The organism is Pseudomonas sp. WS 5021, from assembly GCF_012985535.1.
In the GTDB taxonomy this organism is placed as follows: domain Bacteria; phylum Pseudomonadota; class Gammaproteobacteria; order Pseudomonadales; family Pseudomonadaceae; genus Aquipseudomonas.
This window is the reverse complement of record NZ_JAAQWP010000010.1, coordinates 147,037-172,678: the sequence shown is the minus strand read 5'-3', so window position 1 is coordinate 172,678 and position 25,642 is coordinate 147,037. Positions and strand designations below refer to the sequence as shown.

The window sequence follows — 25,642 nt, the reverse complement described above, 5'->3', positions numbered from 1 at the left end:
GCAGTGAAACGATGCATCGCCGATGGTAGTGTGGGGTTTCCCCATGTGAGAGTAGGTCATCGTCAAGATTAAATTCCGAAACCCCAATTGCGAAAGCAGTTGGGGTTTTGTTTTGGGCGGTCGAAAAGGCGCTGAGGCGATTTGGCACGTCGTCCAACTCTGTCCATAACGCCCTTCAATGCTAAAGTCCCACCCTCGATTTTGCTTTTCCCAAGGAAGCCGTTATGCCGGATGCAACGTCCCTCAGCGCTGGATTCATGGTCGTCCACGGCAATCGCCTGGATGAACTGCGCAGCCTGGTTGTCAGTTGGATGCGTCGATATCCGCTGGCTCCCCTGGAAAACGAAATCGCCCTGGTACAAAGCAACGGAATCGCGCAATGGCTCAAGCTGGCTCTTGCCGAAGACCCGGAAGAAGACGACATGGGTGGTTGCGGCATCGCCGCTGCAATTGACGTGCAACTGCCCGGCAGCTTTATGTGGCAGCTCTATCGCATGGTTTTGGGCCGTGACGAAATCCCGGTCAAATCCCTGCTGGATAAAGCCCCACTGACCTGGCGCCTTATGCGCCTGTTGCCCGAGTTGATCGACCAGCCGCACTTCGAGCCCCTGCAACGTTTCCTCACCCACGACACCGACCTGCGTAAACGCTACCAACTGGCGGAACGCCTGGCCGACCTGTTCGACCAATACCAGGTCTACCGTGCGGACTGGCTGGAAGACTGGGCCGCTGGTCGCCACCAACTGCGCAATGGCCGAGGCGAAGCCAAGCCCCTGAGCCCGGCCAACTGCTGGCAGGCCGAGTTATGGCGGGCGTTGCTGCTGGACGTTGGCGAGCAAGGCATGGCGCAGAGCCGTGCCGGGGTCCACCAGCGTTTTATCGAACGCATCAACAACCTGGATGCCGCCCCGCAAGGCCTGCCGTCGCGAGTCATCGTGTTTGGCATATCCTCCTTGCCAGCCCAGGCCCTTGAAGCATTGGCCGGCCTGGCCCGTTTCAGCCAGGTGTTGCTCTGCGTACACAACCCTTGCCGTCACCATTGGTCCGACATCGTTGCCGACAAAGACCTACTGCGAAACGAATACAAACGCCAGGCGCGCAAGACCGGGATGCCCGTCACCATCGACCCGCAAACCTTGCACCAGCATGCCCACCCCTTGCTGGCCGCCTGGGGCAAGCAAGGTCGCGACTACATCAACCTGCTGGACAGCTACGACGACCCCAACAGCTACCGTTCGGCCTTCCGTGACGGGCGCATCGACCTGTTCAGCGACAGCGAACCGACCACCATCCTCAACCAGTTACAGGACGATATCCTCGAACTGCGCCCGCTCCCCGAAACCCGTGAGCGCTGGCCTGCCGTTGATCTGCTGCATGACACTTCGATCCGCTTCCACATCGCCCACAGCGCCCAGCGCGAAGTGGAAATCCTCCACGACCAACTGCTCCAGCGCTTCAGCGCGGACCCGACGTTGCGCCCCCGCGACGTTATCGTCATGGTCCCGGACGTTGACAGCTATGCACCGCATATTCGCGCGGTGTTCGGCCAGTTGGACAAGAAAGACCCACGCTTCATCCCCTTCACCCTGACGGACCAGGGCCAACGGGGCCGCGACCCGCTGTTGATCGCCGTCGAGCACCTGCTGAAACTCCCGGACAGCCGTTTCCCGGTCAGCGAGATCCTTGATTTGCTGGACGTCCCCGCCTTGCGCGAACGTTTCGCGATCCAGGAGCGCGACCTGCCCACCCTGCACCGGTGGATCGAAGGCGCGGGCATCCGCTGGGGGCTCGATGCCGAACAACGCGCCGGCCTGGGCTTGCCCAGTGCGCTGGAGCAGAACAGCTGGCGTTTTGGTCTGCGCCGTATGCTGCTGGGCTACGCCGTCGGCAGTGGGGCTGCCTGCGATGGCATTGAGCCCTATGACGAAATCGGCGGCCTCGACGCGGCGCTGATCGGCCCACTGGTCGCCTTGCTTGACGCATTGCACGCTGCACATCAAGCGCTGTCACAACCCGCGACCCCGCACGCTTGGGGTGCACGCCTGCAAGACCTGATGCAACGCTTCTTCCTGGCCAGCAATGAACACGACGACTATCTACTGGGCCAACTCGAGCAACTGCGGGAAGACTGGCTGGAAACCTGCGAGTCCGTCGGCCTGTGCGATGAATTACCGCTGACCGTCGTCCGTGAAGCATGGCTTGCCGGCCTCGACCAGGGTCGCCTGTCCCAGCGCTTTCTCGCCGGCGCCGTGAATTTCTGCACCCTGATGCCGATGCGTGCCATCCCCTTCAAGCTGGTGTGCCTGCTGGGCATGAACGACGGCGACTATCCGCGTGCGCAACCGCCGCTGGATTTCGACCTGATGGGCAGCGACTACCGCCCCGGCGACCGCTCCCGGCGTGAAGACGACCGGTACCTGCTGCTCGAAGCCCTGCTTTCCGCACGCGACCAGCTCTACATCAGTTGGGTCGGCCGCAGCATCCGCGATAACAGCGAGCGCCCGGCGTCCGTGCTGATCGGTCAACTGCGCGATCACCTCGCCAGCGGCTGGCAGCACGCCCAGGAGCAACCACTGCTGGAGGCGATGACCCAAGAGCATCCGTTGCAACCCTTCAGTGCGCGTTACTTCCACGAGGGTGACCCTCTGTTCAGCTACGCCCGCGAATGGCAGCTACTGCACGAAGCCCAGGACGAAGTCCGCGAAACAGCGCGCCTGGCAGCCTACATCCAGGAAGAGCCCTTGAGCCTGGGCCAGTTGCAGGACTTCTTGCGCAACCCTGTCAGGCATTTCTTTAGCCAGCGCCTGAAAGTGTTTTTCGAAGCTGCCGAAGTGCCCCTGGCCGATGAAGAACCCTTCGTCCTCGACGCCCTGCAGCGCTACACCTTGAGCGACAGCCTGCTCGCCGCCGCGCTGACCGACCCGGATCATCTGGAGCAAGCCCTGGAGGCACAGGCACAACGTCTTCAAGGCAGTGGCCTGTTGCCCATGGTCGGCTTCGGCGAGTGCCTGCGCAACGAACTGATCGAACCTTTGCCTGACTTGCTGCAACGCTACCAGCAACTCCTGGCTCTCTGGCCCACGCCACACAACACCGCAGAGCCCGTCAGCTTCGCGCACCATGGGATTGCGCTCGACGGCTGGATCAGCGGCTTGCACCGGCGCAGTGATGGCGGCTTGCTCAGCGTGACCACCATCCCCAACAGCATCGGCTCGATCAAGACCCGCAAGTGGCATCGCCTGATCCGCCCATGGGTCAATCACCTGGTGGCCTGTGCCTGCGGCTTGCCGTTGAGCACAGGGTTGGTGGCGAGTGATGACACACTCTTGCTGGCACCCCTGGAGCAAAACCTTGCCCAGGATGTGCTCGGTAATCTGTTATTGGCCTGGCAGGCCGGCATGAGTGAGCCGCTGCCGGTCGCGGTCAAGACGGCGTTTGCCTGGCTCGGCCAGACTGATCCGGATAAAGCCCAGGCCGCCGCCCTTAAAGCCTACGAAGGCGATGGCATCACCAGCGACGGCGAGCGCCGTGAAAGCCCGGCCCTCACCCGGCAGTTCCCCGACTACGCGGCCCTGGTCGCCAGCGAAGATTTCGAAGGCTGGGCTGAAACCCTGTATCGCCCCTTGATAACCGCACCCTGGCGATCACTGACCAGCGAGGAGGCCCGTCCATGAGTGCCATCAAACCCCTGGCCCTGGCCTTCCCCCTGCGTGGCAGCCAACTGATCGAAGCCAGCGCCGGCACCGGCAAGACCTTCACCATCTCCGCGCTGTACCTGCGCCTGGTACTGGGCCACGGCGGCGACGAGGCGGGTTTTGGTCGCGAATTGCTGCCGCCGCAGATCCTCGTAGTGACCTTCACCGATGCTGCCACCAAAGAGCTGCGCGAACGCATCCGCACCCGCCTGGCCCAAGCGGCGCGCTTTTTTCGTGACGAAATCGAGCAGCCCGACGCCTTGATCGTCGAGCTGCGCGCTCAGTACAGCGCCGAGCAATGGCCTGGCTGCGCCAACCGCCTGGATATCGCTGCGCAATGGATGGACGAGGCCGCCGTCTCGACCATTCACAGTTGGTGCCAGCGCATGCTGCGCGAACACGCGTTCGACAGTGGCAGCCTGTTTACCCAGACCCTGGAAACCGACCACAGCGATTTGCTCGGCGAAGTGTTGCGCGACTACTGGCGCCTGTTCTGCTACCCGATGCACGGCGATGCGCTGAACTGGGTCCGCAGCAACTGGGGCGGCCCTGCGGCGCTGATGCCCCGAGTACGTGCGCTGTTTGGCAGCGAGCGCCCCGCTGACGATCCGCGCGAGCCCGCCGAACTGATCGAGACCTGCCTGCACGAACGCCGCGAAGCCCTGGTGGCGCTCAAGGCCCCTTGGCAGGAATGGGCCGCCGAGTTGCGCGAAATCTGCCTGCAAGCCGTCGCCGCCAAGGCGGTGGACGGGCGCAAGATGCAGGCTCGTTATTTCGAGCCCTGGTTCGAGAAAATCAGCGCCTGGGCTGCCGACGAAACCCTGGAGCAACTGGATATCGGCACCGGTTTCACGCGCCTGACCCCCGATGGCATGGCTGAAGCCTGGAAGGGCGATGCACCCCATCACCCCGGCCTGGATGCCATGGCGGGCCTCAAAGCCAGCCTCGACGCCTTGCCCACGCCCGACGCGGCGGTGCTGCAACACGCGGCCGCCTGGGTCGGTAAACGTTTTGAGGAAGAGAAGCGCCGGCGCGCCGAGATGGGTTTTGACGACATGCTCATCCGCCTGGACGCCGCCCTGCAAGCCGAGGGGGGCGAGCGCCTGGCCAGTGTGATCCGCGAGCAATTCCCGGTGGCCCTGATCGACGAATTCCAGGACACCGACCCGGTGCAGTACCGGATCTTCGAAAGCATCTACCGCATCGAAGACAACAACCCGCACAGCGGCCTGTTCCTGATCGGCGACCCTAAGCAGGCGATCTACGCGTTTCGCGGCGCCGATATCTACACCTACTTGCGCGCCCGCCAGGCCACCGCCGGGCGCTTGCATACCCTGGGCACCAACTTTCGCTCCAGCCATGCCATGGTCGAGGCGGTCAACCATGTGTTCGAGCGTGCGGAAACCGGGCGTGGGGCGTTTCTGTTTCGTACGCCCGACGGCGACAACCCGGTGCCTTTCCTACCGGTCTCGTCCCAGGGCCGCAAAGAGCAGTTGCAGGTCGATGGACATACACTGCCGGCCTTGAATATCTGGCACCTGGCCACTGACCAGCCGATCTCCAATGTGCTGTATCGCCAGCAATTGGCCGGCGCGTGCGCCAGCCAGATTGTCGCGTTGCTCAATGGTGGCCAGCAGGGCACGGCGGGGTTTATCAAGGGGACGGACTTTACCCCCGTGCAACCGTCGAACATCGCCATCCTTGTGCGTGACGGCAAGGAAGCCCAGGCCGTACGCGGCGAACTGGCCGCGCGCGGTGTGCGCAGTGTGTACCTGTCCGATAAGGATTCGGTGTTCGCATCCCAGGAAGCCCACGACCTGCTCGCCTGGCTCAAGGCCTGCGCCGAACCGGATGTCGAGCGCCCGCTACGCGCGGCCCTGGCCTGCGTCACCCTTAACTTGTCGCTGCCCCAGCTGGAGCAACTGAACCAGGACGAACTGGCCTGGGAGCAGCGCGTCATGCAGTTTCGCGACTACCGCGTGATCTGGCGCACCCAGGGCGTGTTGCCGATGCTGCGGCGCCTGCTGCATGACTTCAAATTGCCGCAAACCCTGATCGCCCGCAGCGATGGCGAACGGGTGCTGACCAACCTGCTGCACCTGTGCGAATTGCTGCAACAGGCCGCTGCAGAACTGGACGGCGAACAAGCGCTGATCCGCCATCTTGCAGAGCACCTGGCGCTCTCGGGCCAGGCCGGCGAAGAGCAGATCCTGCGCCTGGAAAGCGATGAGCAACTGGTCAAGGTGGTGACCATCCACAAGTCCAAGGGCCTGGAATACGACCTGGTTTTCCTGCCGTTTATCTGCTCGGCCAAGCCGGTCGACGGCAGCCGCCTGCCGTTGCATTACCACGATGCCAAAGGCAAGTCCCAGGTCAGCCTCAAACCCACCGCCGAACTGATCGCCCAGGCCGATGACGAGCGCCTGGCCGAAGACCTGCGTCTGTTCTACGTGGCGCTGACCCGGGCCAAACATGCCTGTTGGCTCGGCGTGGCCGACCTCAAGCGCGGCAATCACAACAGTTCGGTGCTGCACCTGTCAGCCCTGGGCTATCTGCTGGGTGGCGGCGCGGCCCTGGGTGAGTCCGCAGCCCTGGCCCGCTGGCTGATGGATGTGCAGGACGGCTGCGCGGCAATTGCCTACGGGCAAATGCCCCAAGCCGACAGCAACACTTACCAGCCACCGCGCAATGACGCGACCTTGCTCGCGCCGCTCCTGCCCAAGCGCAAGGCGGCGGAAAACTGGTGGATTGCTTCCTACAGCGCCCTGCGCATCGGCGAAAGCATGAGCGCCGCCAGCCTGGAAGCCCCGGAAAGCCCACAAGCCCAAAAGCTGTTCGACGACGAACGCCTGGACCCGGATGCACCGCGCGAAGTCGCCGCGTCTGGCGGGGATATTCACCGTTTCCCACGGGGCCCCAACCCCGGGACCTTTCTCCACGGCCTGTTGGAGTGGGCCGGCAACGAAGGCTTCAACGTAACCGGCGAAGCCATCGAAGATGCCGTCGCCCGGCGCTGCAACCGACGCGGCTGGGAAGGCTGGATCGGCACCCTCAGCGGCTGGCTCGGGCACCTGTTGCAAGTGCCGCTGGGCCTGGGCCATGGGCAGGCAGCGATGAGCCTGAGCGACCTGCAGCACTACCAGATCGAAATGGAGTTCTGGTTCGCCAGCCACAAAGTCGATGTGCTTGCCCTCGACCAACTGGTCTGCCAGTACACCCATGACGGCGTGTCGCGGGTCGCCGCCGAGCCGGTATTGCTCAACGGCATGTTCAAGGGCTTTATCGACCTGACCTTCGAGCACGACGGCCGCTACTACGTGGCGGACTACAAATCCAACTGGCTCGGTGCCGACGACGCGGCCTACACCCGCGAGGCCATGGAACAGTCGATTCTCGACCATCGTTATGACCTGCAATACGTCCTCTACCTGCTGGCCCTGCATCGCCAGCTCAAGGCGCGGCTGCCCGATTACGATTACGACCGGCATGTGGGCGGCGCGCTCTACCTGTTCCTGCGCGGTAGCCAAGCCGTGAGCCAGGGCGCGTACTTCACCCGGCCGCCACGGGAGCTGATCGAACGCCTGGACTTGCTGTTCCAGGGCAAGCCGCAACCGCCCAAGGTCGAACCGGCCTGGGAACAAGGAGTCCTGCTATGAGCCTCTCGACAATGCCGCTGGAGGCACTGGCACCGCTGGATCGCGCTGACGACCTGATGCACCTGCTGGAGCGCTGGGTCGAGCGCGGCTGGCTGCGGGCGCTGGACAAGGCGTTCGTCGGCTTCCTCCATGAGCTCGACCCACAGGCCGACCCCCTGGTGCTGCTGGCCGCCGCCCTGACCAGTCACCAGCTGGGCCACGGTCATGTGTGCCTGGATTTGTTCGAGACCCTGAATGCCCCGGATTTCGCCCTGTCGTTGCCCCCTGAAGGTGATCTTTCCAGTGGCGTGATGCTGCCCTCGCAACTGCTCGATGGCCTGGACGGTGACCATTGGTGCCAGGCCCTGGCCGCAAGCCCGCTGGTGGCGCTGGCCGTGGATGGCAGTGTGGCGGCGCAGAGCCGGCCTTTGGTGTTGTCGGGCAAGCGCCTGTACCTGCGGCGTTACTGGACCTATGAGCGGCGCATCGACAGCGCCCTGCGCCAGCGTCTTGCCGCGCAGGAAGCGGTCTCGGCGGACCTGCCCCAGCGCTTGAATGGCCTGTTCCAGCAGCCGCCACCGGATGGCGTGGTCGACTGGCAGAAACTCGCCTGTGCCCTGGCCACGCGTGGCGCGTTCAGCATCGTCACCGGCGGCCCCGGCACCGGCAAGACCACCACCGTGGTGCGTTTGTTGGCCTTGCTGCAAGCGCCCGCGGTGGAGCAGGGCACGGCCCTGCGCATCCGCCTGGCGGCACCTACCGGCAAGGCGGCGGCGCGCTTGACCGAGTCCATCAGCCAGCAAGTACGCTCGCTGCAAGTGCCAGAGGCCGTGCGCGAAAAAATCCCCACCGAGGTCACCACCGTGCACCGCTTGTTGGGCAGCCGCCCCGGCACTCGGCATTTTCGCCATCACGCGGGCAACTTGTTGCCGCTGGATGTGCTGGTGGTCGATGAAGCCTCGATGATCGACCTGGAAATGATGGCCAACCTGCTAGATGCCCTGCCGCCCCATGCGCGCCTGGTACTGCTGGGGGACAAGGACCAATTGGCCTCGGTGGAGGCCGGCGCGGTACTCGGCGATTTGTGCCGCGATGCCGAGGCGGGCTGGTACAGCCCCGGCACTCGCCAATGGCTGGAAAGTGTCAGCGGCGAGAGCCTGGCGGGCAGCGGCTTGCAGGAAGACCTCGATGCCAGCCATCCGCTGGCGCAACAAGTGGTGATGCTGCGCTATTCCCGGCGTTTCGGCGAAGGCAGTGGCATCGGCCAACTGGCGCGTTGGGTCAACCAGCAAAACCCCGAACAGGCCCGGCTACTGCTGGATGCCGGCAGCCACGACCTGTCTTGCCTGCGCCTCAAGGGCGAGCATGATCGCGCCCTGGAGCGCCTGGTGCTGGATGGGCAGGGCGGTCATGCCCAGGGCTATCGCTACTACCTGAACCTGCTGCGCACCACGCGCCCGCCAGCCCAGACACCCCGCGACGACCCGCGCTGGACCGACTGGGCACGCCAGTTGTTGCAAGCCTTCGATGCCTTCCAATTGCTCTGCGCGGTGCGCAAGGGCCCCTGGGGCGTCGAAGGCCTCAACCAACGCATCACCGCCGCGCTGCTCAAGGCCCGGCTGATCGACAGCGACCAGCAATGGTACGAAGGCCGCCCGGTCCTGATGACCCGCAACGACTACGGCCTGGGCTTGATGAACGGTGACATCGGTATCGCCTTGAAGCTGCCCGAAAGCGACGGCGGGCCGCAGGTGCTGCGTGTGGCCTTCCCGCGCAACGATGGCCAGGGCGGGGTGCGCTTTGTACTGCCCAGCCGCCTCAATGATGTGGAAACCGTCTATGCCATGACCGTGCACAAGTCCCAGGGCTCGGAGTTCGCCCACACTGCCTTGATCCTGCCGGATGCGCTGAACCCGGTACTGACCAAGGAGCTGATTTACACCGGCATCACCCGTGCCAAGGACCGCTTCAGCTTGATCGAGACCCGTGGCGCAGTATTCGAGGAAGCGGTGCGGCGCAAAGTGAAACGGTTGAGCGGGCTGATGTTGGAGCTGGGTGTGTGATGCGTAGGAAAAACCTGACTGATATGTCGGTTTTTTCGTAATAAATGGCGGGATCTACCTAGGCCCCGTCTCGATGGGGTTTCCGCCAATATGCTATCGTTGCGGCATCATCCCGAGAAGATCATAGAGAATCGCTGCATGAACGTGGCTGTCTCGCCCGCAGAGCGTAGTTGGAGCTGGAGACGATTGCTGCTATCGGCCGTTCTGTGCCTCGTCACGCCTCTGGCTTTTGCCCAGGCGTCCACTGTCAGTGCGGCCGACCAGCGGGCCCAGGCCGTCACCCAGGTGGTACTGGGGATTCTCAGCTACGCCCGCTGGCCGGTGGAACCCACCCAACTGCGCTTGTGCATCGTGGGCCCGACCCAATACACCGATGACCTGGTCAAGGGCACAACCCAGGCCACAGGCCGGCCGGTGGTGGTCCAGCGCCTGCTGGCGGACAACCCCAATATCGTCAACGCCTGCGACGCGCTGTATATCGGCAAGCTCTCCACTGAAGAACGCAGCCACTTGTTCACCGCCTTGATCGGCCGCCCGGTGCTGAGCATCAGCGAAGGTGGCGACCAATGCACCGTGGGCAGCCTGTTCTGCCTGCGGGTGGGCGATGAGCAGGTGTCGTTCGAGGTCAACCTCGACTCCGTGGCCCGCAGCGGCGTGCGCATTCATCCCAGCGTGTTGCAATTGTCCCGCCGGCGAGCGCCGGAGCCATGAGGCTGCGTAACGCCACAAGCCGCCCCACTTTACGTTCGGTCTTAGGTCGCGGGCACCTGAGTGTGGCGCTGTTGGCGGTCGCCATGGCTAGCGTGTCCCTGACCCTGCTGGGCGTGCTGGCCCTGCGGGTATATGCCGACCACAACCTGCACCTGATCGCCCGCTCGATCAATTACACGGTGGAAGCCGCGGTGGTGTTCAACGACCGCGTGGCGGCCACCGAAGCCCTGGCGTTGATTGCCTCCACGGAAGAGGTGGCCGAAGCCCGGGTGCTGGACCTTAATGGCAAAACCCTGGCCCATTGGGTGCGCCCGGAGACCGGGATGTTGTCCAGGGTCGAGCTGGAGCTGGCCCATACGTTGCTGGAAGAGGCCATCAGCCAGCCGATCCTGCACCAAGGCAAGCAGATTGGCACCGTTGAGTTGAGCGGTCACGGCGGTAGCCTGTTGCGCTTTTTGCTCAGCGGCCTGGCGGGGATCATTATCTGCACCGCCTTGAGTGGCTGGGTCGCGATTTACCTGGCGCGGCGCATGCTGCGTGGCATCACCGGCCCATTGCACAGCCTGGCCGACGTCGCCCACGCCGCGCGCAGCGAGCGGGCCTTCGACCGCCGCGTGCCGCCGGCACAGATCGCCGAACTCGACAGCCTGGGCAATGACTTCAATGCCCTGCTCGACGAGCTCGAAGCCTGGCAAACCCACCTGCAAAGCGAAAACGAAACCCTCGCCCACCAGGCCAGCCATGACAGCCTGACCGGGCTGCCCAACCGCGCTTTCTTCGAGGGCCGCCTGATCCGGGCCTTGCGCAGTGCGGCCAAGCTCAACGAACGGGTGGCGGTGCTGTTTCTCGACAGCGACCGCTTCAAAGACATCAACGACAACTTCGGGCATGCCGCCGGTGACGCGGTACTGGTGGCCGTCGCCGCGCGCGTACGGGCGCAACTGCGCGAGAGCGACCTGGTGGCGCGCCTGGGCGGCGATGAGTTCGCCATCCTGCTCTCGCCCCTGCACAAGCTTGAAGATGCCCAGCGCATCGCCGACAAAATCATCGCCAGCATGGACCAGCCCATCCCGCTGCCGGGCAACACCGAAGTGTTGACCTCACTCAGTATCGGTATCGCGGTTTATCCCGATCATGGCGCCACTCCCGGCGCCCTGCTCAATGCCGCCGATGCGGCGATGTACCAGGCCAAACGCCTTTCCCAGGGCGGCCAGCACACGGCGGAGTCGGAGCACCCCGCTGCCAACGTTCAACACAGGAGTTGATCCCTTGTTTGCTAACACACGTGTTCTCTTTATCACCTTGTTTATCGCGCTGCTGGCGCTGAGCGGCTGCCAGACCGCCCCGCCCAAGGGCCTGACACCGGCGCAAGTGGCGGTGCTCAAGCAACAAGGCTTCGAACTGACCGACGAAGGCTGGGCGTTTGGCCTGTCGGGCAAAGTGCTGTTTGGCAGCGACGTCGAAAAGCTCAACAAACCCAGCACCGAGATCGTCGAACGCATCGGCAAGGCCCTCACCGGCGTGGGCATCGAACGCGTACGCGTAGACGGCCACACCGACGCTTCGGGCAAGGAAGCCTACAACCAGCAACTGTCCCTGCGCCGGGCGAAAAGCGTGGGCAAGGTCCTGGTGGATGTGGGGATGAAGGAGGAAAACGTGCAACTGCGTGGCCTGGGCAGCAGCGAGCCGGTGGCCTCCAACAGCACTGCCGCGGGCCGTACCGAGAACCGTCGGGTATCGATTGTAGTGATCGCCGACTGAGCCGACAGCTCGGCCTAACTGTGCAACCAAACTGTGGGAGCGGGCTTGCTCGCGAAGGCGGTGGTTCAGTCGGGTATGTATCGATTGACCCAGCGCTATCGCTGGCAAGCCAGCTCCTACAGTTTTTGTGTCGCCCCAAAATTCTGCGCCCGCCGCTACTCACCTGAGGGAGCGGGCTTGCCCGCGAAGGCGGCGGTTCAGCCGGGTATGTATTGACTGACCCAGCGCTATCGCTGGCAAGCCAGCTCCTACAGTTTTTGTGTCGCCCCAAAATTCTGCGCCCGCCGCTACTCACCTGTGGGAGCGGGCTTGCTCGCGAAGGTGGTGGTTCAGTCGGGTATGTATTGACTGACCCAGCGCTATCGCTGGCAAGCCAGCTCCTACAGTTTTTGTGTCGCCCCAAAACTGCGCCCGACGCTACTCACCTGTGGGAGCGGGCTTGCTCGCGAAGGCGGTGGTTCAGTCGGGTATGTATTGACTGACCCAGCGCTATCGCTGGCAAGCCAGCTCCTACAGTTTTTGTGTCGCCCCAAAATTCTGCGACAGACGCCACTCAACTGTGGGAGCGGGCTTGCTCGCGAAGGCGGTGGTTCAGCCGGGTATGTATCGATTGACCCACCGCTATCGCTGGCAAGCCAGCTCCTACAGTTTTTGTGTCGCCCCAAAATTCTGCGCCCGACGCCACTCACCTGTGGGAGCGGGCTTGCTCGCGAAGGCGGTGGTTCAGCCGGGTATGTATTGACTGACCCACCGCGATCGCTGGCAAGCCAGCTCCTACAGTTTTTGTGTCGCCCCAAAATTCTGCGCCCGCCGCTACTCACTTGTGGGAGCGGGCTTGCCCGCGATAGCGGTTCAGTCGGCAAACACCATCTCTCGCGTCTCGCCCATCAAAAGCCCCTGGTTCTGCTCCGTCACCTCACGGATGTAATCCCACAACAGGGTAATCCGCTTCAACTTGCGCAAATCCTCCCGGCAGTACATCCAGAACTGCCGCGTAATATTGATCTCCTCCCCCAACACCGGCAGCAGCCGCGAGTCCTGCGCCGCCAGGAAGCACGGCAAGATCGCCAGCGAACGCCCCTGCTGCGCCGCTACGTACTGCGCGATCACGCTGGTGCTGCGCAGGCTGGCGCTGGCGCCCGGGACGACATTGGCCAGGTACAGCAGCTCTGAGCTGAACGCCAGGTCATCCACATAGCTGATAAACGGATGGTCGGCCAGGTCGGCGGGGCGGCGGATGGGTGGGTGTTGGTCGAGGTAGTCCTGGGTCGCGTACAGCTGCAACTTGTAGTCGCACAGTTTGCAGCACACGTAGGGCCCGTGCTCCGGGCGCTCCAGGGCGATGACGATGTCGGCTTCGCGCTTGGACAGGCTGATGAAGTGGGGCAGGGGCAAGATATCCACCGAGATCGCCGGGTAGGTATCGACGAAGTGGCTCAGTTGCGGGGTGACGAAAAAGCTGCCGAAACCTTCGGTGCAACCCATGCGCACATGCCCCGACAGCGCCACGCCGGAGCCGGAGACTTGCTCGCAGGCCATGTGCAAGGTGCTTTCGATGGACTCGGCGTAACCCAGCAAACGCTGGCCTTCGTTGGTCAGGACGAAGCCGCTGGTCCGGGATTTCTCGAACAGCAGGGTGCCCAACGAGCCTTCCAGCGAACTGATGCGCCGCGACACGGTGGTGTAGTCCACCGCCAGGCGCTTGGCGGCGACGCTGGCCTTGCGGGTGCGCGCCACTTCGAGGAAAAACTTCAGGTCATCCCAGTTCAGCGACCCTAAGGAGGTGATGTTTTTTTGCATGTTGGACCGGCTTTTATGTGGGTTCTTATTGGAAGTTTGCACATCTATACTCCAAAAATCGTCCGAACGCCTCATCCTCAAGGCGCTTCACGCCTTGGCTCTCTGCATAACTACAAGATCTGGAGACCACAATGAACGCATCGCTTACGTCTGCCGATACCACCGTCAAACAGGCCAAACTGTTGATCAACGGTGAATGGGTCGAGTCTAAGACCACCGAGTGGCAAGACATCGTCAACCCGGCGACCCAACAAGTCCTGGCCCGTGTGCCCTTCGCCACGGCCGATGAAGTCAACGCGGCCATCGACGCTGCCCATCGCGCCTTCCAGACCTGGAAGCTGACGCCGATCGGCGCGCGCATGCGCATCATGCTCAAGCTGCAGGCGCTGATCCGTGAACACTCCAAGCGCATCGCCGTCGTCCTCAGTGCCGAGCAAGGCAAGACCATTGCCGATGCCGAGGGCGATATTTTCCGTGGCCTGGAAGTGGTCGAGCACGCCTGTTCCATCGGCACCCTGCAAATGGGCGAGTTCGCCGAGAACGTCGCCGGTGGCGTCGATACCTACACCCTGCGCCAACCCATCGGCGTCTGCGCCGGCATCACCCCGTTCAACTTCCCGGCGATGATCCCGCTGTGGATGTTCCCGATGGCCATCGCCTGCGGTAACACCTTCGTGCTCAAGCCTTCGGAACAGGATCCGCTGTCGACCCTGATGCTGGTGGAGCTGGCGCTGGAGGCTGGCGTGCCAGCGGGCGTGCTGAACGTGGTCCACGGTGGCAAGGATGTGGTGGATGCCCTGTGCACCCACAAAGATATCAAGGCCGTGTCCTTCGTTGGCTCGACCGCCGTTGGCACCCACGTCTACGACCTGGCGGGCAAGCACGGCAAGCGCGTGCAGTCGATGATGGGCGCGAAGAACCATGCGGTGGTGCTGCCCGATGCCAACCGTGAACAGACCCTCAACGCGCTGGTTGGCGCCGGTTTCGGCGCGGCCGGCCAGCGCTGCATGGCCACCTCGGTGGTGGTGCTGGTGGGCGCGGCCAAGCAGTGGCTGCCGGACCTCAAGGCCCTGGCGCTGAAGCTTAAAGTCAACGCCGGCAGCGAAGCCGGGACCGACGTGGGCCCGGTGATTTCCAAGCGCGCCAAGGCACGCATTCTCGACCTGATCGCAAGCGGCGTGAAAGAAGGCGCCAAGCTGGAGCTGGACGGCCGCGACATCCAGGTGCCGGGCTTCGAGCAAGGCAACTTCGTCGGCCCGACCCTGTTCTCGGGCGTGACCACCGACATGCAGATCTACACCCAGGAAATCTTCGGTCCGGTGCTGGTGGTGCTGGAAGTCGATACCCTCGACGAAGCCATCGCCCTGGTCAACGCCAACCCGTTCGGCAACGGCACCGGCCTGTTCACCCAGAGCGGTGCGGCGGCGCGCAAGTTCCAGAGCGAAATCGACGTCGGCCAGGTGGGCATCAACATCCCGATCCCAGTGCCAGTGCCGATCTTCAGCTTCACCGGTTCCCGTGGCTCGAAACTCGGCGACCTGGGCCCGTACGGCAAGCAAGTGGTGCAGTTCTACACCCAGACCAAAACCGTCACCAGCCGCTGGTTCGACGACGACAGCGTCAATGATGGCGTCAACACCACCATCAACCTGCGTTGATCAAGGAGACGACCATGAAGATTGCATTTATCGGCCTGGGCAACATGGGCGCCCCCATGGCCCGCAACCTGATCAAGGCTGGCCACGCGCTGAACCTGTTCGACCTGAACCAGACCGTGCTCAAGGAACTGGCCGAATTGGGCGGCACCATCAGCGCCTCACCGCGCGCGGCAGCAGAAGGCGCCGAACTGGTGTTGACCATGCTGCCCGCTGCCGCCCATGTGCGCAGCGTCTGGCTGAACGAAGACGGCGTGCTCGCCGGCATCGGCAAAGGCGTGCCCGCTGTAGATTGCAGCACCATCGACCCGCAGACCGCGCGTGACGTGGCGGCTGCGGCAGCCAAGCACGGTGTGGCGATGGCTGATGCGCCGGTCTCTGGCGGCACGGGCGGGGCGCAGGCCGGGACGCTGACGTTTATGGTCGGCGCCACCCCGGAACTGTTCGCCACCCTGCAACCGGTGCTGGCGCAGATGGGTCGCAACATCGTGCATTGCGGTGAAGTCGGCACCGGGCAGATCGCCAAGATCTGCAACAACCTGCTGCTGGGGATCAGCATGGTCGGCGTCAGCGAGGCCATGGCCCTGGGCGATGCGCTGGGCATCGACACCCAGGTGCTGGCCGGCATCATCAACAGCTCCACCGGGCGTTGCTGGAGTTCGGACACCTACAACCCATGGCCGGGCGTGATCGAGACCGCGCCGTCGTCCCGGGGCTATACCGGTGGATTTGGCGCTGATCTGATGCTCAAGGACCTGGGCCTGGCGACCGAAGCAGCACGCCAGGCGCACCAGCCAGTGATCCTGGGGGCGGTCGCGCAGCAGTTGTATCAAGCCATGAGCCAGCGTGGGGAAGGAGGCAAGGACTTCTCGGCGATCATCAACAGCTATCGCAAGCCTCAATAGGGGATTTTCCGGGAGCCCGCGTCGGGTGGGCTCCCGGGTTTTTCGTGCTCAGGCAAACACGAAGTACTTACGCACTGTCTCGACCACTTCCCACGTGCCCTTCATACCGGGCTCCACCACAAAGATATCCCCAGCGCGCAAATGGATCGGCTCCAGGCCGTCCGGGGTGATCACGCAGTAGCCTTCCTGGAAATGGCAGTATTCCCACTTCACGTATTCCACGTACCACTTGCCCGGGGTGCAGATCCAGGTGCCCATGATCTTGCTGCCGTCTTCGCTGGTGTAGGCGTTGAGGTTGACGGTGTGCGGGTCGCCCTCGAGTTTCTGCCATTTGCAGGCATCCAGGACCGGCAGGGGATGGGTATCGCGCAGTACGGTGATCGGCTGGGACATGATGGCTCCAAGGCAGGGAAGTGAAGCCCAACCCTATAGCCCCGGGCCGGATGCCAGTGGTCTGAACTCGACACTGGGATGCCCAGAAGCGCAGCTCACACAATCTGAAAAACTACACAAAACCCCCTGTGGGAGCGGGCTTGCTCGCGAAGGCGGTAGGTCAGCCACTGCGTCTGGTGACTGACACACCGCCATCGCGAGCAAGCCCGCTCCCACACAAGCCCGCTCCCACATTTGATCTGCGGCGACTGAAGGATCCATTCAATAATCAGACATTTCTTCGCAGTAAGTACGAAAGAAATCAGCCTTTGCGCTGGAATTCGCAAGAATATTTACCGCTGGCCCTCGTATCATTCACTTTAGAAACAACCGAGAGCCTCGTATGAATCCAATAAAAACGTGGTGGGATATCAGCCCGCCCTTGAGCACCGCCACCCCGACCTGGCCGGGCGATACGCCCTTCCAGGAAGAACGCGTCTGGCAGTTCGGCCCTGAATGCCCGGTGAACGTGGGGCGCATCACCCTTTCGCCCCACACCGGCGCCCATGTCGATGCGCCGTTGCACTACAGCGCCGACGGTGCGCCCATCGGCGAAGTGTCGCTGGATGTTTACCTGGGCCCGTGCCGGGTCCTGTATTGCCTGGGCAGCGGCGCGCTGGTGCAGCCCGAGCAGTTGCAAGGTCGCCTGGATAACCTGCCGGAACGGGTGCTGCTGCGCACTTATCAACAGGCGCCGCTGACCACCTGGGATTCGAACTTCACCGCCGTCGCCCACGAAACCGTCGAGCTGCTGGCCAGCCTCGGCGTGCGCCTGATCGGCATCGACACGCCGTCCCTGGACCCGCAACAGTCCAAGACCATGGATGCCCACAACGCCGTCGCCCGGCATGGCATGGCGATTCTCGAAGGTATCGTGCTCGACGACGTGCCGGAGGGCGATTACGAGTTGATCGCGCTGCCGCTGCGTTTTGCCAACCTCGATGCCAGCCCGGTACGAGCAATCCTGCGCCCGCTCAAGGAGCCCACGCGATGAGCCAGTGTCCTTTTTCCCCTGATTACCAGCCGCCTGAAGAGTGGCATAACGCCGAGCTGAATTTTTCCGAGTCCATGAGCTACGGCGATTACCTGGACCTGGGCAAAGTGCTCACGGCCCAGCACCCGCTGTCGCCGGACCACAACGAGATGCTGTTCATCATCCAGCACCAGACCTCCGAGTTGTGGATGAAGCTGATGCTCCACGAACTCAAGGCCGCCCGTGAGCACGTGCGCCTGGGTGAGCTGGCGCCGGCGTTCAAGATGCTGGCGCGAGTGTCGCGGATTTTCGACCAACTGGTGCACGCCTGGGCCGTGCTGGCGACCATGACGCCATCGGAGTACAAGGCGATCCGCCCGTACCTGGGGCAGTCGTCGGGTTTCCAGTCGTTCCAGTACCGGGAAATCGAGTTCATCCTCGGCAATAAAAGCGCGGCGCTGCTGCGGCCCCACGCCCATCGCCCGGAGTTGCTCAAGGAGCTGCAAGTGGCGATTGCCACGCCGTCGCTGTATGACGAGGCGATCAACCTGATGATCAAGGCGGGCCTGGCGATTGACCCGCAGCGTGCGCAACGCGACCCGACGGCGCCCACGGTTCACGACGAATCCGTGGAGACGGCGTGGCGCGAGGTGTATCGCGATCCGAACCGTTACTGGGACTTGTATCAGTTGGCCGAGAAGTTTATCGACCTGGAAGACTCGTTCCGCCAATGGCGTTTCCGCCATGTGACCACGGTGGAGCGGATCATCGGCTTCCAGCCAGGCACCGGTGGCACTGAGGGCGTGGGGTACTTGCGCAAGATGCTCGATACGGTGCTGTTCCCCGAGCTGTGGCGGGTGCGCTCGACGCTCTGATTGAAACCCAACAAAAAGCCCCGGCACTCATTGAGTACCGGGGCTTTTTGTTGGCAATGCATTCTTATTGTGACCCTGTTCATGTGGGAGCCGGGCTTGCCCTAATGCCCGTCAGTCAAGCGCCGATCCCCTGTAGGAGCGGGCTTGCTCGCGATGCAGGCGGCGCGGTCATTCAGTTAGACCGAGTCGATGCCATCGCAGGCAAGCCAGCTCCCACACAAGCCAGCTCCTACACAGGTTATTGTGCGACGGCGACGGCCTTGGCCTTCTTCGAACGCAGCCAGTACGCCGCAAAGAGAATCCCCACCCACACCGGCATCGCATACACCGAGGGGCGCATGTCCGGGATGGCCAGCATCACGCCAACGATCACCAGCATGAACGCCAGGCACAGGTAGTTGCTGAACGGGAACCAGAAGGTCTTGAACGACGGCACCACGCCTTGCTCGCCCATGGCCTTGCGGAACTTGATGTGCGTTAGGCTGATCAGCGCCCAGTTGATCATCAGCGAAGCAACCACCAGGGCAAACAACAGTACCAGTGCATCCTTGGGTGCCACGTAGTTGATCACCACGCACAGCAACGTCACCAAGGCCGAAATGCCCAGGGCGCGCAACGGTACGCCTTGTTTGTTGAGCTTCATCAGCGCCTTGGGCGCGTCGCCTTGCTCGGCCAGGCCGAACAGCATGCGGCTGTTGCAGTACACGCCGCTGTTGTACACCGACAGTGCGGCGGTCAGCACCACGAAGTTGAGGATGTGCGCGGCGGTGTCGTTACCGATCAACGAGAAGATCTGCACGAACGGGCTGGCACTGTAGGCATCGCCGGACGCGCCGAGGGTTTGCAGCAGTTGATCCCATGGGTACAACGACAGCAGCACGGTCAGGGCGCCGACGTAGAAAATCAGGATCCGGTACACCACCTGGTTGATCGCCTTGGGGATCACCTTGCGCGGCTCGCTGGCTTCGGCAGCCGTAATACCCACCAGCTCCAGGCCGCCGAACGAGAACATGATGAACGCCATCGCCATCAGCAGGCCCATGCCGCCGTTGGGGAAGAAGCCGCCGTGGTCCCACAGGTTGCTGATCGAGGCCTGCGGGCCACCGGTACCGCTGAACAGCAGGTAGCAGCCGAGCACGATCATGCCGATGATCGCCACTACCTTGATGATCGCGAACCAGAACTCGGTCTCACCGAAGAACTTCACGTTCAGGGTGTTGATCAGGTTCACGGCGATAAAGAACACCACCGCGCTGACCCAGGTCGGTATTTCCGGCCACCAGAACTGGATGTACTTGCCCACCGCCGTTAATTCGGCCATGCCCACCAGCACATACAGCACCCAGTAGTTCCAGCCGGCGAGGAAGCCTGCATAGCCGCCCCAGTACTTGTGGGCGAAGTGGCTGAAGGAGCCGGCGACCGGTTCCTCGACGATCATCTCGCCCAACTGGCGCATGATCAGGAACGCGATAAACCCGGCTATCGCATAGCCCAGGATCATCGACGGCCCCGCCGACTTCAGCACCCCGGCCGAACCGAGGAACAAGCCCGTACCAATCGCCCCGCCCAGGGCAATCAGCTGAATATGCCGGTTTTTCAGGCCACGCTTGAGGCCCACCGGGTTAACCATGTCATCCGCCATTAACATTCCCTTCTACTTGTTTTTTTCAGGGTTGATCCTGCACGCCAGACCCGCCCCTCACTGCTGAGGGGTCAGATATTACTCTCGGTAAACTTTTCGTAATACAGCTGAACGCCATCAAGTGCCTGTTCTTGCAGCCACTTCTTGATCGATTCGACCATTGGAGGGGGGCCGCAGACGTACATATCGGCCGATCTATCCCGCAATTCGGCCAGGTCGAAATGCTCGGTCAAATAGCCGCGCTTGCCAGGCCACTGCGGCGATGGGTCGCTGAGCACTTCGGTGTAGCGAAAACCGCGCAAGGTTTGGGCATACGCCTTGATGCGCTCGGCCTCGCACAAATCCTCGGCCCCGCGCACCCCGTAATACAGGTGCACCGGTTGCTCGCAGCCGCGCTCGGCTAATTCATCGAGCATCCCCAAGAGTGCCGACAACCCGGTGCCGCCGGCCACCAGCACCAGTGGCTGGGTGACGTGCCGCAGATAAAACGCACCCAGCGGTGCTTCCAGGGTGATTTCATCGCCGACCTGGCAGCGCTCGCGTATGTAATTGCTCATCACCCCGTCCGGCAGCAAGCGGATCAAAAACTGCAAGCGGTTGCCCGGGCGGTTGGCGAAGGAGTAGGAGCGCTGGTACTCGGTGCCGGGGATCGACAGGCGCGCATATTGCCCCGGCAGAAAGTCCAGGGCCTGCTCCAGTTGCACCACCAGAATCGCGGTGCTGGCCGACACCTGTTGCACCTCGCAGACCCTGGCGCTGACCTGCACCGGCCCTGGCGCATTGCACAGGCTCGAATCGAAATCGAAGTAAAACGCCGCATCCGATTGGACTCGGGTCTGGCAACTGAGCATCTTGCGCTGTTGCAGGTCGAGGCTGGACAAGGCCTCGTCATCCACATAGTCCTGGCTGTAGTCGCCGGACTCGCAACGCCCCTGGCAGGTGCCGCACACGCCTTCGCGGCAATCGAGGGGGATCTTGATGCCACTGCGCAATGCTGCATCCAGCAGGATTTCGTTGCTGCCCACCGCAAAGAACAAGGTCTTGCCATCGGCAAAACTGAAGGCCACTTTGTGATTCATCCACCGTTCTCCATGGATTGGGTAATACCTGTAGGAGCGAGCTTGCTCGCGAAAAACGTTAACGATGGCGCGGGCATCCTGAATGCACGCGCAGCCCTTGGTTTTTTCGCGAGCAAGCTCGCTCCTACAGTTGAAGGGAGGGCGTCAACGTCAGAGGTGGTAGAAATCCAGCACCGAGTTGATCGTGTCATTGAGCAGCAGCGCATGCTTGCGCGTGATCAGCCAGCTGTCGCCGTGGGGCTTGAGGGTGTAGGTGGCGTGGCCATAGAACTGCTCCGACATCGCCAGCCGATAAAACAGCGTGTGCCAGTTCAATCGCACCTGCAGGCAGCCATCAGCCTGCTCGGCGATCCGCACGTTATTGATCAGGTGCAAGGTGCGCGGCATCGGCGTGGCGGACGCGGCCTTGCCGGTGCGCAGGCGGAACACCCGGTCTTCCAGGCCCGAACGGTTGGCGTAGTAGATCAGCGACATCTCGCGCTTGGGATCGCGGGTGTAGACGTGCTCCGAGTCCCACTGCGGCAGGTGGAACTCACTCTGCGGGTCGAACAACTGCACGTAGGCGTCCCAGTCCTGGGCGTCGCACAGCTCGGATTTGCGGTAGAAAAACTGCTCGATCTGATACTGCAATTGCGCGCTCATCATTTCACCTCGTGCAGTTTCAACGACTGTGCGTCCAGACCGTCCAGCAGGAAGGTCTGCCAGTTGCGGTGCTGGTTGACGTACAGCCCTTCGTGGGTGAATTCGGTACCGGTCATGGCCGGTTGGATGCCGATGGCCTCGCTGTTGGGCGTCGGCCCGGTTTCCCAGCGATGGCTGCCCCGGGAGATATCGCTCCAGCGTTCCAGGCGGCCCTGGAAGCCGCGCTGGGCTTCGCGAAATTCCACCAGGTCATCCGGGGTGCCCATGCCGGACACGTTGAAGAAGTCTTCAAACTGGCGGATGCGGTTTTCGCGGTCGGCGTCGGACTCGTGCTTGACCCCCAGGCACTGGCTGATGATCTCGGTCTTGTTCCACGCCACCGGGCGGATGATGCGCAGTTGCGAGCTGATCTGGTCGAGAAAGAACAGGCTCGGGTAGACGTTCAGGTTGCGCAGGCGGTGCATCATCCACTCGGCCTTTTGCTGGCCGTGTTCTGCCACCAGGCGCGGCATGATGGTGGCGTAGCCGGAGCGCACGCTGGGGTTGGGCATGTCGCTGAACAACACGCTGTGGCCGTTGTTGAAGGCAAACCAGCCATCATCGGTATTGGCATCGCCGGCGCCGAGTTTGCTGTAGTCCAGGGTGCTGCCGCAGGCGCTGCCGTTCTCTGTGTTGACCTGCTGGCGATGCTGCACCGTGGCCACGTAGTTATAGTGCACGGTGCTGACGTGGTAGCCGTCCAGGCCGTTTTCGTTCTGCAGCTTCCAGTTGCCGTCGTAGGTGTAGGCCGACTTGCCGGGCAGCACTTCCAGCTCACCGGTGGCGGACTGCGCGACCATCATGTCGAAGAACACTTTGGAATCGCCAAGGAAGTCTTGCAGGCTGTCGGTGCCAGTCACGTCGAGGCTGATAAACACAAAGCCCTTGTAGCTCTCGATGCGCGCCTTCTTCAGGCCGCGGGTGGCCTTGTCGAAACCCTCCGGGTATTCCCCCGGCGCCTTGACCTTCACCAGGCGCCCGTCGCTCTTGTAGCACCAGGCGTGGAACGGGCAGGTGAAGGTCGACTGGTTGCCCTTGCCGACACGGGTCAGGGTGGTGCCGCGGTGCTGGCAGGCGTTGATCAGGGCGTTGAGCTGGCCTTCGCCGTCGCGGGTGATGATCATCGGCTGGCGCCCGGCGCGCATGGTTACGAAGTCGTGGTTATTGGCCAGTTCGCTTTCGTGGCAGGCGTAGATCCAGTTCTTTTCGAAGATCAGTTCCATCTCCAGGTCGAACAGCTCGGGCTCGGTGAACATGTCCCGGGCGATGCGGAACACACCCTCGGCCGGACGAAAATCCAGGCAGCTTTCGATAAACGTTTTCCACTGCTCGACGCTTCTTGCACCACTCATGGGAGGCACCTTTTATTGGGTAGCTAATCGGTGGTTCATTAGAGGCGGGCAGGGGGGCGGCCAGCTATCCGCTTAATGGGGGAAGATGGGCCGCATAGTTGGGGAGCAAGTACCCACTCAGGTGCAACGGCGCCGGGGAATGCGCTACTGTCTGGCCAGGCAATTGTCGCAAAAGCCGGCTTCTTATCCACATAGTCGACGCTCGCTATCCACCCAGTGGACAAGTGCCCGACGTGGCGCAGAACTTGCCTTGATCCACCGGACGCGCCGTCAGAGCGCGCTGGCCACAACCGCCGTGAGTGCAACCTGATGAGTAGCCATACACGCGATATCCGTATTGAACGTTTCGACCTTGAAGGCGCCCGCAGCTGGATGTCCGGCATCTGCGGGCCCCATCGGCTGGAAACCGCCACCCCGGAGCGCCTGCGCTTCCACCACAGTGCCAATGTGTTCAAGTCCCGCGCCACCACGCTTGGGGTGATCGAGTACGGCACTGACGTGACCATCGATATCGAAGACGCCGAGCACTTTCGCAGCTACAGCCTGAGCCTGCCGCTGGTGGGCGAGCAGGAGTTGAGCAAGGGGGGCCAGCGCCTGAGCTCCAACCGCGACCAGGGTGTGATCATCTCGCCCAATGAGCACCAGGTGCTGGCGATCTCCGGCGACTGCCGCAAGCTGCAAGTGGTGATCACCCGCGCGGCGATGAGCGAAACCCTGGAGGGCCTGTTGCAGCGCCCGATTGATGCGCCGCTGCGCTTTGAGTCGGTGATGGATGCGGTGCAGGGTGCGCCGGCGGCGTGGTGGCGCATGGCGCGGCACTTTATCGCTGAGCTGGAGCACAGCAGCGAGCTATACGACCAGGCCGCGTTTACCCGCGACCTGGAAAGCTCGCTGATCAAGGGCCTGATCCTGGCCCAGCCGAACAACTACTCCGAAGAGCTGCGCGACGTGCTGGGGGTCAAGCTGCCTCACTACCTGGTCCGCGCTCGCCAATACATCCACGACAACGCCCGCGAAGCGCTGCACCTGGAAGACCTGGAGGCGGCCACCGGGGTGTCGCGGTTCAAGCTGTTCGATGCGTTTCGCAAATACTTCGCGCTGTCACCCATGGCCTACTTGAAGAAGTACCGCCTGAGCGCGGTGCGCCAGGAAATTCTCGAGCATGGCGCCACCCGCACCATTTCCGAAATCGCCCTGGGCTGGGGCTTTACCCACCTGGGAAGATTCTCGGCGGAGTACCGCAAGCTGTTCGACGAATCCCCCAGCCAGACGCTGCAGCGTAACGACGCCCGACGCATGCGCGGTGCCTGAACACACTACAGATCAAAATGTAGGAGCTGGCTTGCCTGCGATAGCGGTGGGTCAGCCACTGCATGTACTGACTGCCCCACCGCTATCGCAGGCAAGCCAGCTCCCACAGGGTATTATTGGTGGCTGGGCTGTTTCAGATCAGCTCTTCCACCAATTGCAGGCAATGACCCAGCCCCGGCGACTGATCATTGATCCGCCGGCTGAGAATGATCGGCGAAGTCGCCGTGGCCTCGACAATCGGCGTATAGCCGATATCCGCCCGGTGCAACATCTGCACCGACGCCGGCACCAGCGTCACCCCCATGCCCGCCCCGACCAGGCCAATGGCGGTCTGCAACTCGTTGGTCCATTGCGCGACTTTGATCGCCAGGCCGTGGGTGTCGAACAGTGCGATCACATGGTCGGCGTAGCTGGGGCGTGGGTTACCGGGGTAGAGCACCAACGGCTCGGCGGCCAGTTGCGCGAGGGTCACCGGCGCGCCCAGCAGCGCATGCCCGGCCGGCAACACCGCCACCAGCCGATCCTCGACCAACACGCGCTGGACGATGGCCGGGTCATCAATGCGAATCCGCCCGAAGCCCACGTCGATACGCCCGGCCTTGAGCGCTTCGACCTGTTGCAGGGTGGTCATCTCCGACAGCCCCAGCTCCAGTTCCAGCGCGTCATGGCTGCGCAGGCGGCGAATCAGCTCCGGCAACACGCCGTACAGGGTCGAGGGGGCAAAACCGATGCCCAGCCAGGTCTTCTGCCCCAGGCCGATGCGCCGGGTGTTGTCGCAGGTCTTGGCCAATTGCTCCAGCAGCACATTGGCGTGCTCATAGAAGTACCGCCCGGCTTCGGTCAGCCGCAGCGGGCGGCCACGCTCCAGCAGGACCACGCCCAGTTCGTCTTCCAATTGCTGGATCTGCCGGCTCAACGGCGGCTGGGCGATGTGCAGGCGTTCGGCGGCGCGGGTGAAGTTCAGGGTTTCCCCCAGCACCTGGAAGTAACGCAGGTGGCGCAGTTCCATACGGGTTCCTCTCATACCTTAAGGGTATTGTTCGAGACCAATTCTATATTGGAAGCCAGCAAC

At 62.9% G+C, this 25,642-nt stretch carries 18 protein-coding genes and 1 pseudogene; 12 read left to right on the top strand and 7 right to left on the bottom strand.

Annotated features, from left to right (window positions below; all coding sequences use genetic code 11):
- The first annotated feature begins 224 nt into the window (after window positions 1-224).
- From recC to HBO19_RS25530, 6 genes are all read left to right on the top strand, one after another.
- Window positions 225-3,674 carry an exodeoxyribonuclease V subunit gamma gene (recC, locus tag HBO19_RS25555; protein ID WP_170058544.1) on the top strand — a complete coding sequence of 1,150 codons (3,450 nt, stop codon included), beginning with the start codon at window positions 225-227 and terminating at the stop codon, window positions 3,672-3,674.
- A complete protein-coding gene (gene recB / locus HBO19_RS25550; RefSeq protein WP_170058543.1) occupies window positions 3,671-7,351 on the top strand; it encodes an exodeoxyribonuclease V subunit beta in 3,681 nt (1,226 codons plus the stop codon). The genes recC and recB overlap by 4 nt, the downstream gene beginning before the upstream one ends.
- Window positions 7,348-9,393, top strand: a complete 2,046-nt coding sequence (gene recD / locus HBO19_RS25545) for an exodeoxyribonuclease V subunit alpha (RefSeq protein ID WP_170058542.1) — start codon at window positions 7,348-7,350, stop codon at window positions 9,391-9,393. Before recB ends, recD begins: the two co-directional genes overlap by 4 nt.
- Before the next feature lie 138 nt (window positions 9,394-9,531).
- Window positions 9,532-10,104 carry a YfiR family protein gene (locus tag HBO19_RS25540; protein ID WP_169955144.1) on the top strand — a complete coding sequence of 191 codons (573 nt, stop codon included), beginning with the start codon at window positions 9,532-9,534 and terminating at the stop codon, window positions 10,102-10,104.
- On the top strand, window positions 10,101-11,369 hold the full coding sequence (locus HBO19_RS25535; protein ID WP_169955143.1) for a diguanylate cyclase: 1,269 nt from the start codon (window positions 10,101-10,103) through the stop codon (window positions 11,367-11,369). Before HBO19_RS25540 ends, HBO19_RS25535 begins: the two co-directional genes overlap by 4 nt.
- Before the next feature lie 4 nt (window positions 11,370-11,373).
- Window positions 11,374-11,865, top strand: a complete 492-nt coding sequence (locus tag HBO19_RS25530; protein ID WP_169955142.1) for an OmpA family protein — start codon at window positions 11,374-11,376, stop codon at window positions 11,863-11,865.
- An 852-nt stretch (window positions 11,866-12,717) separates the two neighbouring features.
- Here HBO19_RS25530 and HBO19_RS25525 read toward each other — a convergent pair.
- Window positions 12,718-13,665 carry a LysR family transcriptional regulator gene (locus HBO19_RS25525; protein ID WP_170043673.1) on the bottom strand — a complete coding sequence of 316 codons (948 nt, stop codon included), beginning with the start codon at window positions 13,663-13,665 and terminating at the stop codon, window positions 12,718-12,720.
- A 131-nt stretch (window positions 13,666-13,796) separates the two neighbouring features.
- Between HBO19_RS25525 and HBO19_RS25520 the strand changes: the two genes are divergently transcribed.
- Both HBO19_RS25520 and mmsB read left to right on the top strand, forming a co-directional pair.
- Window positions 13,797-15,323 carry a CoA-acylating methylmalonate-semialdehyde dehydrogenase gene (locus tag HBO19_RS25520; RefSeq protein ID WP_170043672.1) on the top strand — a complete coding sequence of 509 codons (1,527 nt, stop codon included), beginning with the start codon at window positions 13,797-13,799 and terminating at the stop codon, window positions 15,321-15,323.
- Between the two features lie 14 nt (window positions 15,324-15,337).
- A complete protein-coding gene (gene mmsB, locus HBO19_RS25515; protein WP_057960629.1) occupies window positions 15,338-16,225 on the top strand; it encodes a 3-hydroxyisobutyrate dehydrogenase in 888 nt (295 codons plus the stop codon).
- A gap of 48 nt (window positions 16,226-16,273) precedes the next feature.
- Here mmsB and HBO19_RS25510 read toward each other — a convergent pair whose 3' ends face one another.
- A complete protein-coding gene (locus HBO19_RS25510; protein ID WP_076962673.1) occupies window positions 16,274-16,618 on the bottom strand; it encodes a cupin domain-containing protein in 345 nt (114 codons plus the stop codon).
- 382 nt (window positions 16,619-17,000) lie between these two features.
- Between HBO19_RS25510 and kynB the strand changes: the two genes are divergently transcribed.
- On the top strand, window positions 17,001-17,651 hold the full coding sequence (gene kynB / locus HBO19_RS25505; RefSeq protein WP_169955138.1) for an arylformamidase: 651 nt from the start codon (window positions 17,001-17,003) through the stop codon (window positions 17,649-17,651).
- A complete protein-coding gene (kynA, locus tag HBO19_RS25500) occupies window positions 17,648-18,505 on the top strand; it encodes a tryptophan 2,3-dioxygenase (RefSeq protein ID WP_170058541.1) in 858 nt (285 codons plus the stop codon). The genes kynB and kynA overlap by 4 nt, the downstream gene beginning before the upstream one ends.
- Window positions 18,506-18,743: 238 nt before the next feature.
- Here the strand turns inward: kynA and HBO19_RS25495 are convergent, their stop codons facing one another.
- Together HBO19_RS25495 and antC are read right to left on the bottom strand one after the other, a co-directional pair.
- Window positions 18,744-20,147, bottom strand: a complete 1,404-nt coding sequence (locus HBO19_RS25495; RefSeq protein ID WP_169955137.1) for an amino acid permease — start codon at window positions 20,145-20,147, stop codon at window positions 18,744-18,746.
- Between the two features lie 71 nt (window positions 20,148-20,218).
- Window positions 20,219-21,226 (bottom strand): anthranilate 1,2-dioxygenase electron transfer component AntC, encoded by a 1,008-nt coding sequence (gene antC, locus HBO19_RS25490; RefSeq protein WP_170058540.1) that lies wholly within the window; start codon window positions 21,224-21,226, stop codon window positions 20,219-20,221.
- Window positions 21,227-21,238: 12 nt separating this feature from the next.
- Between antC and HBO19_RS28615 the strand changes: the two are divergent.
- Window positions 21,239-21,358, top strand: a pseudogene (locus tag HBO19_RS28615) (outer membrane lipoprotein carrier protein LolA); the annotation flags it as partial.
- Between the two features lie 18 nt (window positions 21,359-21,376).
- Here the strand turns inward: HBO19_RS28615 and antB are convergent.
- A complete protein-coding gene (antB, locus tag HBO19_RS25485; protein WP_169955136.1) occupies window positions 21,377-21,868 on the bottom strand; it encodes an anthranilate 1,2-dioxygenase small subunit in 492 nt (163 codons plus the stop codon).
- On the bottom strand, window positions 21,868-23,259 hold the full coding sequence (gene antA / locus HBO19_RS25480; RefSeq protein ID WP_169955135.1) for an anthranilate 1,2-dioxygenase large subunit: 1,392 nt from the start codon (window positions 23,257-23,259) through the stop codon (window positions 21,868-21,870). The genes antB and antA overlap by 1 nt, the downstream gene beginning before the upstream one ends.
- Window positions 23,260-23,568: 309 nt before the next feature.
- Between antA and HBO19_RS25475 the strand changes: the two genes are divergently transcribed.
- Window positions 23,569-24,570, top strand: coding sequence for a helix-turn-helix domain-containing protein (locus HBO19_RS25475; RefSeq protein ID WP_169955134.1), 1,002 nt, complete (start codon window positions 23,569-23,571; stop codon window positions 24,568-24,570).
- A gap of 133 nt (window positions 24,571-24,703) precedes the next feature.
- Here the strand turns inward: HBO19_RS25475 and HBO19_RS25470 are convergent, their stop codons facing one another.
- Window positions 24,704-25,579 carry a LysR family transcriptional regulator gene (locus HBO19_RS25470; protein ID WP_170043670.1) on the bottom strand — a complete coding sequence of 292 codons (876 nt, stop codon included), beginning with the start codon at window positions 25,577-25,579 and terminating at the stop codon, window positions 24,704-24,706.
- Window positions 25,580-25,642 lie beyond the last annotated feature (63 nt).

Excerpts from the sequence above, each read along its gene's own strand:
- recC (WP_170058544.1), top strand. The coding sequence starts at position 225 with ATGCCGGATGCAACGTCCCTCAGCGCTGGATTCATGGTCGTCCACGGC.
- recB (WP_170058543.1), top strand. The coding sequence starts at position 3,671 with ATGAGTGCCATCAAACCCCTGGCCCTGGCCTTCCCCCTGCGTGGCAGC.
- recD (WP_170058542.1), top strand. The coding sequence starts at position 7,348 with ATGAGCCTCTCGACAATGCCGCTGGAGGCACTGGCACCGCTGGATCGC.
- HBO19_RS25540 (WP_169955144.1), top strand. The coding sequence starts at position 9,532 with ATGAACGTGGCTGTCTCGCCCGCAGAGCGTAGTTGGAGCTGGAGACGA.
- HBO19_RS25535 (WP_169955143.1), top strand. The coding sequence starts at position 10,101 with ATGAGGCTGCGTAACGCCACAAGCCGCCCCACTTTACGTTCGGTCTTA.
- HBO19_RS25525 (WP_170043673.1), bottom strand. The coding sequence starts at position 13,665 with ATGCAAAAAAACATCACCTCCTTAGGGTCGCTGAACTGGGATGACCTG.
- HBO19_RS25520 (WP_170043672.1), top strand. The coding sequence starts at position 13,797 with ATGAACGCATCGCTTACGTCTGCCGATACCACCGTCAAACAGGCCAAA.
- mmsB (WP_057960629.1), top strand. The coding sequence starts at position 15,338 with ATGAAGATTGCATTTATCGGCCTGGGCAACATGGGCGCCCCCATGGCC.
- HBO19_RS25510 (WP_076962673.1), bottom strand. The coding sequence starts at position 16,618 with ATGTCCCAGCCGATCACCGTACTGCGCGATACCCATCCCCTGCCGGTC.
- kynB (WP_169955138.1), top strand. The coding sequence starts at position 17,001 with ATGAATCCAATAAAAACGTGGTGGGATATCAGCCCGCCCTTGAGCACC.
- kynA (WP_170058541.1), top strand. The coding sequence starts at position 17,648 with ATGAGCCAGTGTCCTTTTTCCCCTGATTACCAGCCGCCTGAAGAGTGG.
- HBO19_RS25495 (WP_169955137.1), bottom strand. The coding sequence starts at position 20,147 with ATGGCGGATGACATGGTTAACCCGGTGGGCCTCAAGCGTGGCCTGAAA.
- antC (WP_170058540.1), bottom strand. The coding sequence starts at position 21,226 with ATGAATCACAAAGTGGCCTTCAGTTTTGCCGATGGCAAGACCTTGTTC.
- antB (WP_169955136.1), bottom strand. The coding sequence starts at position 21,868 with ATGAGCGCGCAATTGCAGTATCAGATCGAGCAGTTTTTCTACCGCAAA.
- antA (WP_169955135.1), bottom strand. The coding sequence starts at position 23,259 with ATGAGTGGTGCAAGAAGCGTCGAGCAGTGGAAAACGTTTATCGAAAGC.
- HBO19_RS25475 (WP_169955134.1), top strand. The coding sequence starts at position 23,569 with ATGAGTAGCCATACACGCGATATCCGTATTGAACGTTTCGACCTTGAA.
- HBO19_RS25470 (WP_170043670.1), bottom strand. The coding sequence starts at position 25,579 with ATGGAACTGCGCCACCTGCGTTACTTCCAGGTGCTGGGGGAAACCCTG.